The organism is Mesorhizobium sp. 8 (assembly GCF_006351905.1).
In the GTDB taxonomy this organism is placed as follows: domain Bacteria; phylum Pseudomonadota; class Alphaproteobacteria; order Rhizobiales; family Rhizobiaceae; genus Mesorhizobium; species Mesorhizobium composti.
Genome location: NZ_CP040914.1, coordinates 4,465,345 through 4,478,809, shown reverse-complemented (window position 1 = coordinate 4,478,809; position 13,465 = coordinate 4,465,345). Strand labels below are relative to the sequence as shown.

Annotated in this window: 20 protein-coding genes; 7 read left to right on the top strand and 13 right to left on the bottom strand. The window is 61.1% G+C overall.

From position 1 onward, the window contains the following. The first annotated feature begins 35 nt into the window (after positions 1-35). From FGU64_RS21600 to FGU64_RS21590, 3 genes are read left to right on the top strand one after another with little or no spacing between them, the layout of a single operon-like run. A complete protein-coding gene (locus FGU64_RS21600) occupies positions 36-638 on the top strand; it encodes an NAD(P)-binding domain-containing protein (RefSeq protein WP_139954979.1) in 603 nt (200 codons plus the stop codon). Positions 639-686: 48 nt separating this feature from the next. Next, positions 687-1,628 carry an SDR family oxidoreductase gene (locus tag FGU64_RS21595; RefSeq protein WP_139954978.1) on the top strand — a complete coding sequence of 314 codons (942 nt, stop codon included), beginning with the start codon at positions 687-689 and terminating at the stop codon, positions 1,626-1,628. A 45-nt stretch (positions 1,629-1,673) separates the two neighbouring features. Continuing rightward, entirely contained in the window at positions 1,674-2,594 is a 921-nt protein-coding gene (locus FGU64_RS21590) for an NADPH-dependent F420 reductase (RefSeq protein ID WP_210239049.1), read from the top strand. Between the two features lie 147 nt (positions 2,595-2,741). Here FGU64_RS21590 and FGU64_RS21585 read toward each other — a convergent pair whose 3' ends face one another. The 5 genes from FGU64_RS21585 to ftsZ form a co-directional block, all read right to left on the bottom strand. Next, positions 2,742-3,002, bottom strand: coding sequence for a DUF982 domain-containing protein (locus FGU64_RS21585; RefSeq protein WP_139954977.1), 261 nt, complete (start codon positions 3,000-3,002; stop codon positions 2,742-2,744). A 337-nt stretch (positions 3,003-3,339) separates the two neighbouring features. Continuing rightward, the gene (locus FGU64_RS21580; RefSeq protein ID WP_136355194.1) at positions 3,340-3,564 is read right to left on the bottom strand and encodes a hypothetical protein; all 225 of its coding nucleotides are present in this window, start codon (positions 3,562-3,564) and stop codon (positions 3,340-3,342) included. 110 nt (positions 3,565-3,674) lie between these two features. Then, positions 3,675-3,884 carry a cold-shock protein gene (locus tag FGU64_RS21575; RefSeq protein WP_136355191.1) on the bottom strand — a complete coding sequence of 70 codons (210 nt, stop codon included), beginning with the start codon at positions 3,882-3,884 and terminating at the stop codon, positions 3,675-3,677. Between the two features lie 257 nt (positions 3,885-4,141). Next, positions 4,142-4,894: an NYN domain-containing protein gene (locus FGU64_RS21570; RefSeq protein WP_136355189.1), complete on the bottom strand. Its 753-nt coding sequence runs from the start codon at positions 4,892-4,894 to the stop codon at positions 4,142-4,144. A 9-nt stretch (positions 4,895-4,903) separates the two neighbouring features. Beyond that, positions 4,904-5,896, bottom strand: coding sequence for a cell division protein FtsZ (ftsZ, locus tag FGU64_RS21565; protein WP_139954976.1), 993 nt, complete (start codon positions 5,894-5,896; stop codon positions 4,904-4,906). Positions 5,897-6,362: 466 nt separating this feature from the next. Between ftsZ and FGU64_RS21560 the strand changes: the two genes are divergently transcribed. The 4 genes from FGU64_RS21560 to FGU64_RS21545 all read left to right on the top strand — a co-directional run bounded on the left by FGU64_RS21560 (position 6,363) and on the right by FGU64_RS21545 (position 7,745). Beyond that, positions 6,363-6,626 (top strand): hypothetical protein, encoded by a 264-nt coding sequence (locus tag FGU64_RS21560; protein WP_139954975.1) that lies wholly within the window; start codon positions 6,363-6,365, stop codon positions 6,624-6,626. After that, positions 6,623-6,994, top strand: a complete 372-nt coding sequence (locus FGU64_RS21555) for a hypothetical protein (protein ID WP_139954974.1) — start codon at positions 6,623-6,625, stop codon at positions 6,992-6,994. Before FGU64_RS21560 ends, FGU64_RS21555 begins: the two co-directional genes overlap by 4 nt. Before the next feature lie 164 nt (positions 6,995-7,158). Continuing rightward, complete coding sequence (locus FGU64_RS21550) at positions 7,159-7,473, top strand: hypothetical protein (protein WP_139954973.1); 315 nt, start codon at positions 7,159-7,161, stop codon at positions 7,471-7,473. Beyond that, positions 7,470-7,745, top strand: a complete 276-nt coding sequence (locus FGU64_RS21545) for a DUF1488 domain-containing protein (RefSeq protein ID WP_139955501.1) — start codon at positions 7,470-7,472, stop codon at positions 7,743-7,745. Before FGU64_RS21550 ends, FGU64_RS21545 begins: the two co-directional genes overlap by 4 nt. Positions 7,746-7,887: 142 nt before the next feature. On the opposite strand, the gene FGU64_RS23370 is transcribed toward FGU64_RS21545, so the two are convergent. From FGU64_RS23370 to FGU64_RS21520, 8 genes are all read right to left on the bottom strand, one after another. Continuing rightward, complete coding sequence (locus tag FGU64_RS23370) at positions 7,888-8,061, bottom strand: hypothetical protein (protein WP_180375584.1); 174 nt, start codon at positions 8,059-8,061, stop codon at positions 7,888-7,890. A gap of 28 nt (positions 8,062-8,089) precedes the next feature. Beyond that, complete coding sequence (locus tag FGU64_RS23365; protein ID WP_168734462.1) at positions 8,090-8,245, bottom strand: hypothetical protein; 156 nt, start codon at positions 8,243-8,245, stop codon at positions 8,090-8,092. A gap of 120 nt (positions 8,246-8,365) precedes the next feature. After that, the gene (locus FGU64_RS21540; protein ID WP_139954972.1) at positions 8,366-8,617 is read right to left on the bottom strand and encodes a DUF982 domain-containing protein; all 252 of its coding nucleotides are present in this window, start codon (positions 8,615-8,617) and stop codon (positions 8,366-8,368) included. 439 nt (positions 8,618-9,056) lie between these two features. After that, complete coding sequence (locus FGU64_RS21535) at positions 9,057-10,097, bottom strand: fatty acid desaturase (protein ID WP_139954971.1); 1,041 nt, start codon at positions 10,095-10,097, stop codon at positions 9,057-9,059. Positions 10,098-10,193: 96 nt separating this feature from the next. Next, on the bottom strand, positions 10,194-10,361 hold the full coding sequence (locus tag FGU64_RS23360; protein ID WP_180375583.1) for a hypothetical protein: 168 nt from the start codon (positions 10,359-10,361) through the stop codon (positions 10,194-10,196). Between the two features lie 78 nt (positions 10,362-10,439). Continuing rightward, entirely contained in the window at positions 10,440-10,832 is a 393-nt protein-coding gene (locus FGU64_RS21530) for a hypothetical protein (RefSeq protein WP_139954970.1), read from the bottom strand. 154 nt (positions 10,833-10,986) lie between these two features. Beyond that, on the bottom strand, positions 10,987-12,624 hold the full coding sequence (gene groL / locus FGU64_RS21525) for a chaperonin GroEL (protein ID WP_139954969.1): 1,638 nt from the start codon (positions 12,622-12,624) through the stop codon (positions 10,987-10,989). A gap of 52 nt (positions 12,625-12,676) precedes the next feature. After that, positions 12,677-12,994 (bottom strand): co-chaperone GroES, encoded by a 318-nt coding sequence (locus FGU64_RS21520; RefSeq protein ID WP_139954968.1) that lies wholly within the window; start codon positions 12,992-12,994, stop codon positions 12,677-12,679. Positions 12,995-13,465 lie beyond the last annotated feature (471 nt).

Genomic DNA, 13,465 nt, shown 5'->3' with positions numbered 1-13,465 from the left:
GGAGTCCGTAGGGCTCCGTAATCGAGGAAAATAATATGAGCTACGCAATCATCGGCTTCGGCAATATCGGCCAAGCTCTGGCCAGGGCGTTTGCCCGCAACGACATAGAAGTATCCGTTGCAACCACACGTGACCCCGAAACCTTTGCATTCGCCGCAAACGCGATCGGTCCCACGATCATTCCCAAAAAATTGGCGGACGCCATCAAGGCGGACATCATCTTTTTGGCCGTCCGTTTCGAACAGCATCCGCATGTGGCGAAGGCGCTTCCTAACTGGCAGGGCAAGACCATCGTCGATGTGACCAATGCCTACGGCGTGCCCCCTGAGGAACTGAACGGACAGCCTTCTTCAAAGGCCGTTGCGCAGGCCTTCTCTGGTGCAAGACTGGTCAAAGGTTTCAACCATTTGGCGGCTGCGGACCTTGGTCAGGACCCGGCCGTACCTGGTGGCAGGAGGGTCGTGTTCCTCGCGAGCGACGATGACGATGCCGCAGCGGAGATTGCTGGGCTTGCGGAAAATCTCGGTTTCGCGCCGATCAATCTTGGCGGGCTATCGGAAGGTGGGCTGCTGGTCCAGGCACGCGGAAATAGCTGGGGTCAATTGATCTTCAAAGACCTGGTCAAGTTCGACGGCTGAGCAGGTCCCGGACCACCACTTCTCGCGTCGTCCACAAGGAGCAGTTTCATGCGCGTTTTCGTCACTGGCGGGACCGGCCATTCCGGTCCGTACATCATTTCCGAGCTCGTCGCCGCCGGCCACGAGGTCGCCGCTCTGGCTCGTTCGGACGAGTCTGCGGCAGAAGTGACCGCGCACGGCGCGAAGGCTCGGCGCGGCAGCCTCGATGATCTCGACGGGCTCAAGGCGGCCGCCGCAAGCTCCGACGGCATCATCCATGTCGCTCACAGACAGGACCTGCTTCCGTCTGGCGGCATCGACGCCGTGGCTGCGGCGGAGGTCCAGATCATGCTCGCGTACGGCGAGGCACTGGCGGGGACCGGAAAGCCGCTTGTCGTCTCGGGAAGCATTGGCTCGCCCGGTTGGGAAGGCCTGGGCCGGCCAGCCTCCGAGGACGACCCGGCTCTTCCCGGCGGCGATGCGTACAAAGGGACCTTGCGGGTTCGCAACAGCGTGGAAACCACCGCGCTCGGCCTCGCTGAGTGGGGCGTGCGATCTTCGATCGTGCGGATTCCTCCCGTCATGCACAGCACGACCGACAATGCCGGCTTCCTCCCGCTGCTGATCGGGTTAGCGAAGGAGAAGGGCGTCGTCGGCTACCCCGGAGACGGCTCGAACCGGTGGTCGGCCGTGCACGCTCACGATCTCGCTTCCTTGTTTCGCCTGGCGCTGGAGAAGGCCCCAGCCGGCAAATATTGGCACGCGATCGGCGATGAGGGCATCTCATTCCGCGAGATCGCCGAAGCCATTGGCAGCCGTCTGGGCCTGCCCGCCGTGCCCATTCCCGCAGACGTCCTGATGCTGCCGGGGTACTTCGGGTTCCTCGCGAATTTGGTCACGCTGGACGTCCCGGCGTCCAACCTCATCACCCGCCGGACCCTCGGCTGGGAACCCGCTCAGCCCGGCCTGCTCGCCGACCTGGACAACGGCCACTACTTCCCAGCCGGCTGACCCCGTAGAGCTCGCGAACAGCATTCACTTCTCTAGGAGATCGACATGAACATTATCAGCATCATCGGTGCAGGAACCATGGCCACGGCGATCGCCGGCCGCATCGCCAAGGCCGGGCATACCGTTGAGGTGATCACTCGCGACCCCGCCAAGGCGCGGGCGCTGGCCGACCAACTTGCAGCCGGGGCGACCACAGGGACCTACGGCGTCGTGCCGGCGGGTGATATCGTCATCCTGGCCGTGCCATACAGCAGTGCGGCGGCGGTGGTAACCGACTTTGGGGAAGCGCTCGACGGCAAGGCGATCATCGACATTACCAACCCGGTTGCCCCCGACCTCTCGGGCCTCGTCACTCCCCATGGCAGTTCCGGTGCGCAGAAAACCGCCAGAAGCCTCCCCGCCGGCGCGCAGGTCGTGAAGGCGTTCAATACGATCTTCGGTCATGTCCTCGCGAAGGGTGGACGCCTCGACGCGTTCATCGCAGCCGACGATGCGGAGGCGAAGGCGCGCGTCTCGACTTTCCTCGAAAGTCTCGGGCTGCGTCCGTTCGATGTCGGCGGCCCGCAGATGGCCCGGACGCTCGAGGCGCTCGGACTGATGATGGTCGGCCTGGCCAAGAATGGCGCCGGCACCTGGGACTTCGCCTTGAACCTCGATATCGGCGAAACGACATTGGCGGCACTACCGCTCAGGGGCCGGGAGCGGTCAGTCAAGTTTTGGCATCCAAGCTGGAGTTGCAGACGTTCGCGTCAGCCGTTGCAAGGTCGCCCCGGAAGTGACGCGGAAAGTGGCCCGTCAATCAGGCTGGGAAGTCAGTACAGCCGCTCTTGTCGCAGCGCTTTTCCAGTGCTGTTCTGCTCTTCGCCATCGTCGGGTCGATTGAGTGTGACCGTACAGCGGATGAGGAAATTCCAGTCAGGTCCGTGCTCGATGATGAGATGGAGATCCGAAATCTCCTCGAAATAGTGCTCGACACTCTTCGGCCCGTCATCGGTGCGATAGTCGATGACGGCCTTCCAGCGTTTTTCGCCATGAAGGGTGACAACGTTGTTCATCTACGCTCCGTGGCGGTCACGGCACTCGATCTGAGGCCGAGAAGGTCTATTGCCGAGGTCAATACAGGCGCAGCGTGGAGTCGATCCTGATCCCGGCGCCCGTCACTGCGGTGATGAAGGCGGAACTGACCTGCTCCGGCGTGGCGGTCCCCAGTTTGACGCTCGAGCAGCAGTTCATGGCGTCGGACCACGCCGGGCTGTCATGCTCTCCCCAATGGGCGAACAGGAAATCAGCCGCCTGGGACACCGACGAGATCAGGCTAAAGCCTGCTCGGTCGTCGTAGATCACCAAAGGCCCCCTGAAGTTCTGGCTGTTCATGGTAGACCTATCGGAATCTCCGACATACGCGTTCCGCGCTCGCCTGAGGATCGGACGTCTCAGTGCATCCAGTGTCTGCGTTTCGTTTCGGTCGCTCTGCGCGACGAGCCGTCGGTATCGTTCCGCCTGCGACGCCGCGCTTCGTCAGGCTGCGCTTCCAGCATGGCGGGTTTGAAGCGTTTCGCCACGACAGGCGGTTTTCCCAGCAGCATGTCGCAGAATTTTGTCATGGCGTGCCGATAAGCGAAATAGGTCGAAGGCATAGTCATCATCCTTCCCTGTTGGAATTCGGCGATCGTCTTTTGTCCCGTTGCTGTGATCGTACCGTGCAATCCGGCTAGGTGTGTTTGCGCCTGTTTATCCGCCTCTGAGTGGGCGGTGTGTTCGTGTTTGTCGCTTCGCTGGCCAGCCTGGCCAGCCTCAACCGCTCGGTCTTCTGTTCCCGCACGGCCGCTTCGCCGTCGATGATCTGGCGGGCAGCCCTGGTGGTGGCGTCCTGCTTCGTTTCGATGGCGGTCGGCTTCGGCTTGAATATCCCCTGCGGCATTTCGGGGTGTCGCATGTGCGGGTCTCCGATCATGAAAAGAAAAAAGGCCGGGGCTTGCCCGACCTCTCTCACCTGCGCTCTGCAGCCAGTGCCAGTACATCCGTGGTCAAAGGCCAGCGCAATCGTTATGCTGCCTGCAGGTTCTCGGCCGCGCTCTTGCCGTTGCGGTCGTCCTTCACGACGTCGAAGCTGAGCTTCTGGCCCTCGGCGAGCGAGCGCATGCCGGCGCGCTCGACGGCGGAGATGTGGACGAACACGTCCGGCTGGCCATTGCCGAGTTCGATGAAGCCGAAGCCCTTGGCCGAATTGAAGAACTTCACGGTTCCAGTATTCATGACGATTTCCTTTCAATCATCCATAGAAAATTTCTTGCCGCGCAAGATGCGTGACAAACGGTTCAGATCGATTTTGATAGGAGAAGATCGCCGAAGACGCAGCTCGCGTCAGAAACAAAGTTCGACAGCCAAGATCGATATTTAGAACGTAGACCTATTCGGTGTTCGAAACAAGGCAAGGGTCTGGAATAAAACTTGCTGCCTCCTCAGCACTGATCATCTCGGCGGAATAGGAATTTCTACGTCTTCGCAGGCCCTCACGCTCCCCGCCGTCCGTTTCTTGCGGCCTCCGGCTTGATCCTTATCCGCAGCATCCCTCCTTCAGGATGGTCGATCTCGAAGGCGTTGGTCTTGCGTACGAGATCGCTCAGCTTGCGAAAGCCGAAGGTGCGGGGATCGAAGTCGGAGGCCAGATTGGCAAGCTGAGTGCCAACCGCACCGAGCGGAACCCAGCCGTCCTCGCTTTCCATCTGAGCGATGACTTTCCGGATGATCGGCACGGCGGCGGAGGGTGATTGCAACGGCTTTGCGCTCGGTGCAGCCTCCGGCTCGTTTGCCGGCGCGGATGCAAGAAGGTTCTCGGTATAGACGAACCTGCGACAGGCCTGCCGAAAACTCTCAGGCGTCTTCTGCTCGCCGAAGCCGAACACGTCGATGCCCTGCTCGCGGATGCGGGCGGCAAGCCGGGTGAAATCGCTGTCGGAGGAAACCAGGCAGAAGCCGTCGAAACGACCACTGTGAAGAAGATCCATCGCGTCGATGACCAGAGTGATGTCGGACGCGTTCTTGCCTGTCGTATAGGCGAATTGTTGCTGCGGAATGATCGCGTGCCTCGATAGCACGTCGGCCCAGGCCTTCGAGCGTGAGCTGGAAAAATCGCCATAGATGCGACGGACGCTGGCCTCGCCGATCTTGGCGATCTCCTCGAACAGGCCGTCGGCGATCTTGGCCGAGGCATTGTCGGCATCGATGAGAACGGCAAGGCGCGGCGAGCGGGGTTCGGATAGCATCGCAGCTCCTTAGGCCAGTCTCTGCTCGAATTCGGTCACCTGCGTCTTTGGTCGTAATCCCGTCGCAACGACGGAGACCCTGAACCTTCCTTCCAGAGCCGCGTCGAATATGGCGCCCACGATGATGTCGGCATCGGCATCGACCTCCTCGCGGACGCGGGTCGCGGCCTCGTCGACCTCGAACAGCGTCATGTCCGGCCCACCCGAGATCGAGACGAGCACGCCTCTCGCCCCACCCATCGACGCCTCGTCGAGAAGCGGGTTCGCGATCGCCGCTTCGGCCGCCGCCTTGGCCCGGCCGTCGCCCGAGGACTCGCCCGTCCCCATCATCGCCCGGCCCATGTCGCGCATCACCACGCGCACGTCGGCGAAGTCGAGATTGATCAATCCCTCCTTCACGATGAGATCGGTGATGCAGCCAACGCCCGCGTAGAGGACACGATCGGCCATGGCGAAGGCATCCGCGAAGGTCGTCCTGGCGTCGGCGACCCTGAAGAGGTTCTGGTTTGGGATGACGATCACCGTATCCGCGCATTCGCGAAGCCGCTCGATGCCATCCTCGGCCGACTGCATGCGCCGCCTGCCCTCGAAGACGAACGGCTTCGTCACGACTGCGACCGTCAAGATGCCGGCCTGCCGTGCTGCGTGCGCGATGACAGGAGCGGCGCCCGTCCCCGTTCCGCCGCCCATGCCGGCCGTCACGAAACACATATGCGTTCCCGCAAGATGGTCCATGATCTCGTCGATTGACTCCTGCGCGGCCGCATCGCCAACATCCGGCATGGAGCCGGCTCCCAACCCTTCCGTGACGCCGGCGCCCAGTTGGATCAGTTTCGATGCCTTGGACATGGCAAGCGCCTGGGCATCCGTGTTGGCGACAAGGAATTCCGCGCCCTGCAATCCGGCGGCGATCATGTTGTTGACGGCATTGCCGCCGCCGCCGCCCACCCCGATCACGGTGATCTTAGGCTTCATCTCGGTGATTGCCGATCTGGCGTTCATTGCCGTCTTCCTCTCAGAGGCTCGCTTGCCGGTCCGGAACCGGCGCCACGCGCTGCGAATCAGGACAACACCCGCCGACAGCAAGGAACCAGACCGAGGCCTCGCCCGCAAGCGGCGGCTCTGCCATCCGAGTGGTCTCAATGTCGAAGTGTCTATACTTGAAGTCTTCCTTGGCTGCTGAGCTGCGAATTCTCTTCAAGAGAAAAACAAAAACGGAAACGCCTTGTTTGCAACTCAATTAAGGCGCATAAATAGACCTCGTTGATTTGGCCGATTTGGCTTGCGCGGTGTCAGAGACCCGCCAATTTATTCCGAATTTTCGATAGCGATATGATTGTGCCGACCGGCGCAACCGGCCGCTTCTGCTCGAAGCCTGGAAATGAACGCCGCGCCGACAGCGTATGGACCTGACAGGCGGAACTTCGTCTGCGGTTCGGGCAGCGGCATCTCCGAAAGGGTGGCAGGCATGGACAACCGCACCACGCAGAAGGTCGTTAGCTTCCTGTCGGCGTTTTCGCTGCCGGGGTTTGATGCGCCGCAGCCGCCGGGCGACTATCTCGTCGACCAAGACGAAGAGCCTATCGAGAGCGGTTCAAGCCTCGCCTGGCGACGTGTCGCAACCTTCATTCATCTGCCAGCCATCTCGAAAAGGGCAACCATCCAGCAGATGGTGCCGATCGATCCGGCTTTCCTTGAAGCCGCGCTGGAACGGGACCCAAGACAATCATGACCACGACAAGCTTCGTGCACCGTAATTCCCGCCCGCTCCGCCGCGAGGTCGCAACCCACCTTTATGCCGTGGGACAGGCCGTCAGGTTGAAGGGCAACTTCGGCACATTCCCGAAGACCGCGGAAATCTACCACATCACCGGCATGCTCCCTCCGAGGGGAGATTCCCCGCAATACCGAATCCGCAACGATCAGGAGCGCCATGAGCGGGTGACCACACAGGACAACCTCGACGCGGTACGGCCACCGTCGGAAAGCGAAAACGCAACCCTGCTCGAAAGGACGTTCGGCCATGGCCAAGGGACAAAAACGCAGCAATCGCGAGATTCGGAAACCGAAACAGGCAAAAGCGCCGACAAAGGCCGATAACCCTTTGGGCAGCCAGCTCAGGCCCGCCGCCAACACGTCGAGCGGCAAAGTCAGGAACTGATGAGCCGTGGGGATCGGGTCCGGCCTTCGGGTTCCAATCGATCTCCGGTGCCCGATGGCTTTCTGACGGTGCAGCGCCGCAGACACGAAGAAAGGACGCCACCATGAATGCTCACGAGATCGGACAGCACGCCCCGGCAGATTCCAGGCGGGAAAGCAGGAGCGAAGCGACCTGTCATGACTCCATCGACTACCAGTATGGCCGTCGGGTCGAACGGGACGGTTCCTGGAGCATCTATCACGTCTTCACGGGGATCCCGGCGAAAATCCAGGGCCTTGCCATGATCGGCATGAGCCATGACGGGGCCACCGAAGGCATGCTTTCCCTCAATCGCCGCAACGAGGCGCGTCGGCGTGAGCATGGTAGGTCGCTGGCCCGCCGGTTGCCCGGCCAGGAGGGCTCGGCTTGTCAGCCGTGACGCTCGACTTTCCCAACCCCAGCCGCAGTTTCGACGAAGTACGCAATGCGGTCCGCTTTATCGGCCACGACGGCATGTTCGAAGTCCGCTTCTTTATCGAAGCCGATGCGCTCGCAGGAACCGGCGCAAGCACGGGCAGGACAGAGGCAACGGAGGCGGCCTGTCTTGCCGCGTTCGATCGGGCGCGCGCCTCGATTTACGAAGTTGCCCGCAAACTCTATTCGCGTGGTCGGCAGACGAACTACGTCATAACGGTCGGCGACTTGCGTTGATGTACCGTCCTCCGGCGAAGGCCGTGGCTCGCAGCTCACATCCATCTGCCTAGCATCTCGATCTCGGTGGACAGCATCCGGGTATTTGGGGGGGCGGATTGCGATCGCAGCCTCCAGGGAGAAGCCGGTATCTTTTGACAGCCTAGCGCTGTTCGTGCGACCTGAAGTTCTTGCTCTCGATGTCGATGATGTCGCCGCAATTCTGGCATTCCAGCTGCGTGTGCGTACGAATCCAGCCGACGCGCGTCTTTGCCTGATGATGGCAGCGAGGGCATTCCACATCGATTTCGAAGTCGTCCGTCTCGCGCTTCGTCATTGCAACTCCGAGGCCATTCTACGCTGCTTCAGCCTTCGTCGGCAGCGGGCTCCCGCGCTTCGTCCTGTGCCATGGACGAGGGCTTGTCTTTTGCTGCTTTCGCGGCAAGCTTCGCTTCTTTCTTGGCCGCCTTGGCCTTGTCTCGTTGACTACGCTCGTATCGATAATTCGGCTTCATCGCCATTCGAGCCCTCCGTTTGGATAGATGGTATGCTTCATCAGGCGAATGTCCGCAGAAATTGAAACGGCGGGTTCCGATCCCGCCAGCGCATGCAACTCAGCCTGCGGTTGTGAGCGGCCGTCGTCAGTAAATTTTGACCGTGCGATCGTAACTGATCCCAGCACCCTTCAGTGCGGAGAGGAATGCGGCACTCGCATCATCGGCAGCACCTTCTTCGGCGCAGCACCTCATCGCGTCGGTCCAGGCCAGGCTGTCGTTTCCAAGCCAATGGTCAAACAGAAAATCCGAGGCCTGTTGCATGGATTCGATGAGCACGAACCCCAGTGGACCGGCGATATAGACGACCACGGGAGCTCGAAATTTTTTGGCATCCATCGTGCAACCTACGCCCGATTGCATGGAAAGGCGAGCATGGTAGACGTATTATTCGTCTGATGGCAGCTTTCAGGATTGCATAGCGGCAAGCTGAACGACCAGGTTGGCGGCGCATAGCGGTCGGTCAAAGCCCCATAAACCACGTCTGCGCAGGGTCAAAATCGTCCAATCGACCGGAAGCGATTCGAACTTTTTCACCGCCAAACGCCGCCGTTTGTACGCTTTTTCGCGCAGGGGCCATCTCTCACTCTTTGCGTGGGCGTAGTTTCGGCGGTTATCGGCGGCAATAGAGGGCAATCGGCGGAATTTGGCGCACCGTCTCAGGTGATGATGCGAACTATGTCTACTCCATAGCCCTCTAAGGCCCTCCCTTTGCGAGAAACGAAGCTGATAGCACTATTGTAACAGTTCGCTTCCATCCACGCCAACGTGGCGTCGATCATAGCTGTTGATACGGCATGGCGTCTGCCTCGCGAAACGAGACGAGGCGCTGGCTGTTTTCATCCCACAGGACGAGTTTCACGCAGCGGAGGCTTTCCGTGATGGTGATATGGCCGATGCCGCGCAGTTCCGGATAATCCCTCAGCACCTCCGGAAGCCGGTAATACGGCACCCTGCTCGAAAGATGGTGCACGTGATGAATGCCGATGTTGGCCGTCAGCCATCGCAGGACAAACGGCAGTTCATAATATGAGGAGCCGTGCAAAGCGGCGTCCTGGAACTGCCATTGCGGCTTTTGCGACCAGTGCGTTTCCTCGAACTGATGCTGCACATAGAACAGCCAGATGCCGGCCGATCCTGCCAGCACCACGACCGATAGCTGCACAAGCATGAACGTCCCGAAGCCGACCAACCAGACGAGGCCAAGGGCCAAGACCAGGATCGCCAGGTTGGTCGTCATGGTCGAGACCCACGGTTCCATGCCCGAGCGCATCATGCCGAAGGGCAGTCTTTGCTTGAACAGGAAAAGCCAGATCGGGCCGATGCCGAACATCACGAACGGGTTGCGGTAGAGCCTGTAAGCGAGGCGGCGCGATTGCGAGAGGGACCGGTACTCGGCCACGGTCAGGGTCGTGATGTCGCCGACGCCGCGCTCGTCGAGATTGCCGGCCGAGGCGTGATGCGTCGCATGCGCGCGACGCCAGTAATCATATGGCGTGAACGTCAGGACGCCGATCGCGCGACCGGTCCAGTCATCCGCCTTGCGGTGGGCGAAGAAGGAGCCATGGCCGCAATCGTGCTGGATCATGAACAGGCGAAGCAGGAAGCCTGCCGCCGGAACAGTCAGCGCCACCCCCCACCAGAAGCCATGATGCACCGCCATCGCGGCAAGCGTCCAAAGAGCGACGAACGGGAGAAGGGTGACTGTCAGTTCAAGCAGGCTGCGCCCCCTGTTTGGTTCCCGATAGCTGGCGAGAACCTTGGGCCAGGCCCGTTCGCCGCCCTGAAGCGGGGAGATGGATGTGGCGGCTTGCGTCAAAGACAATGGTCGGGCCTCGATTTGTCTAGAGACTGCTGCGCGGAGCGATCCGCCAAGCAGGAGCCATGGTGTGGGGAAGTGGTTACGCTTGCGTTTTCATAGCAGACGGTTGTCCTCGGCCGTCTGGCGGGCACGCCGGCGTGTGCCGTCGGTGTCGGCTTTCCGGCGCCGTTCGGCAGCCGCCTTGCGGATGCTTTCGAAGCGGTTTTGTTCGTACTCTTCCGTTGCCGGCTTCGGATTGGTTTTCCTGACAGAGTCGGTCATCGAATGGACTCCTTTTGGTGGATGGAAAGAGATCGTCGGAAATCTGTCCGGCGATCAGGGATATCTCTTCTCGAAGGTTTATGCGGCGAGAGCCGTGGCGCAGCCTTGAACACCCAGCCTATCGGGGCTGGTCTGTCCAGGCATGGTCGCCCAGCCGCCGGCCTCGATGAACTGGCGTTTCGTGTAGCCGTCGCTGAGGGCCTTGAACTCGACAAGTTTCGCCGCCTTGTCCGGCGCCGCGTTGAACCGTTCGACGCATATGGCGGAGGCCAGTTCTCCCCGCGCGTTGTCACCTGCTGTCGCGGCCATCGCCTGCGAGGTGCCGCCGGTCACCCAGCCGCCCCAGCTGAAGCCGACGACCATCGTGGCGACGATCGCCGCGATACACGCCCAGACCAGCATGGTCTTCGTTGGCTGATAGTCTTCCCAGCGCCGCGAGAGAGATCGTTTCGTCGTGCTTTGCATGGCCATGGTGTCAATCCTTTCCGATTGAAGTTCCGATTGCCCTCCGCCGCCGTCGGCGGAGAGTTGAGGCACTGCCTTCGCATGTCGGCTCTGCGCGACCGCCTGAAACGAAATGCGAAATCGGTAGATGCCGTCCCGGCATCCGCGACCGTCGATGCGCCTAGTAGCCCATGCCGCCCATGCCGCCGTTTGCGGCTGCCGAGGGGGCGGACTCCTTTGTCGGGATATCGGCAATCATCGCTTCCGCCGTGATCAGCAGGGCGGCGATCGAGCCGGCATCCTGCAAGGCGGTGCGCACCACTTTGGCGGGATCGATGATGCCGGCCTTGATCATGTCGACATAGGTCTCTGTTTGCGCGTCGAAGCCCTGGTTGTGATCCTTGCTGTCCGCGAGCTTGCCGATGACGATGGAGCCCTCGACGCCGGCGTTTTCGGCGATCTGGCGGACCGGCGCTTCCAGCGCCCTGAACACGATCGAGACGCCGGCGGTGATGTCGGCGTTGGCGCCCGTCAGCGAGGCCAGCACGGCCCTGGCGCGCAGCAGCGCGACGCCGCCGCCCGGAACGATGCCTTCCTCGACCGCCGCGCGCGTGGCGTTCAGCGCATCGTCGATGCGGTCCTTCTTTTCCTTGACCTCGGTCTCGGTCGCGCCGCCGACGCGGATCACCGCGACGCCGCCGGCGAGCTTGGCCAGCCGCTCCTGCAGCTTCTCCTTGTCGTAGTCGGAGGTGGTTTCCTCGATCTGGGCCTTGATCTGGGCGATGCGCGAGGCAATGCCGGCCTTGTCGCCGGCGCCGTCGATGATCGTGGTCGTGTCCTTCTCGATCACGACGCGCCTGGCGCGTCCGAGCATGTCCAGCGTGACGTTTTCCAGCTTGATGCCAAGGTCCTCGGAGATCATCTGGCCGGCACTCAGAACGGCGATGTCTTCCAGCATGGCCTTGCGGCGGTCGCCGAAGCCGGGCGCCTTGACGGCGGCGACCTTAAGGCCGCCGCGCAGCTTGTTGACGACGAGCGTGGCCAGCGCCTCGCCCTCGACGTCTTCGGAGATGATCAGCAGCGGCTTGCCGCCTTGCACGACGGCTTCGAGGATCGGCAGCATTGCCTGCAGATTGCCGAGCTTCTTCTCGTGGATGAGGATGTAGGGGTCCTCCAGTTCCACGCGCATCTTCTCGGCATTGGTGACGAAGTAGGGCGAAAGATAGCCGCGATCGAACTGCATGCCCTCGACCACGTCGAGTTCGGTCTCTGCCGTCCTGGCTTCCTCCACGGTGATGACGCCCTCGTTGCCAACCTTGTCCATCGCCTTGGCGATCATGGCGCCGACAGTGGCGTCGCCATTGGCGGCGATGGTGCCGACCTGGGCGATCTCGTCGGACGATTTGACCTTCCTGGCATTGCCCTGGATTTCCTTGACGACGGCCGCCACGCCGAGATCGATGCCGCGCTTGAGGTCCATCGGATTCATGCCGGCGGCGACCAGCCTGGCGCCTTCGCGCAGGATCGACGCGGCAAGCACGGTGGCCGTGGTGGTGCCGTCGCCGGCAAGATCGTTGGTCTTGGACGCCACTTCGCGCACCATCTGCGCGCCCATGTTCTCGAACTTGTCGGCCAGCTCGATCTCCTTGGCGACGGTGACGCCGTCCTTGGTGATGCGCGGCGCGCCGTAGGCCTTGTCTATGACCACGTTGCGGCCTTTCGGTCCCAGCGTCACCTTGACGGCGTTGTTGAGCAGTTCCACGCCACGCAACATTCGGTCGCGCGCGTCGGTGGAGAACTTGATTTCCTTGGCAGACATGATGTTTGTCCAATCGATTCTTGAATGAGGCCGATCTTGAATGGGGACGCGGTCAGGCGGCCTTGCCGGCGGCCGCTTCGGTCTTTTCGACGATGCCCATGATGTCAGCCTCCTTCATGATCAGGAGGTCCTCGCCGTCGATCCTGACCTCGGTGCCGGACCATTTGCCGAACAGGATGAAGTCGCCCGCCTTGACGTCGAGCGGGATCAGGGTGCCGTTTTCGTCCCGAGAACCAGGTCCGGAGGCGACCACCTCGCCTTCCTGCGGCTTTTCCTTGGCGGTATCGGGAATGATGATCCCGCCCTTCGATTTCAAATCGCCTTCCGCGCGTCGGATGACGACGCGGTCGTGGAGCGGACGGAATTTCATTGGGATCTTTCTGCGGCCGCGCGTAGGGCTGCCACATCACCAACATAGGGCGTTTGGCACTCGATTGATAGGACTGCCAAAATTAATTCTTGCGTATTTCAAAATACCTCTCTGACTATCTTAAATAATTTTCAGAAATTATCACTTTTCAAGGGCCGTATTTTGGTTTCAAGCGATTGTTTATTTTACGTAAATTGAGATTTTTAATTCGTGTCCATAAATAAAAAACTATTCCGCGCCTTGTTCGCAGCTCAATTGAAGCGCATATACGTGGCTCGTTGATTTGGCCGATTTGGCTTTAGCGGTGTCAGAGACCCGCCATTCACTACCGAATTCTCGATAGCGGCTTTATTGCGCCAATCCGGCGCATGTGTCGTTCCGTTCGAACCTCGGAATGAACGCCGGCGCTGACCACGGATGTACTGGCAGCGTCGGCATCGTTCCGGTTCGGATGGGAATAATGCAGGAGGC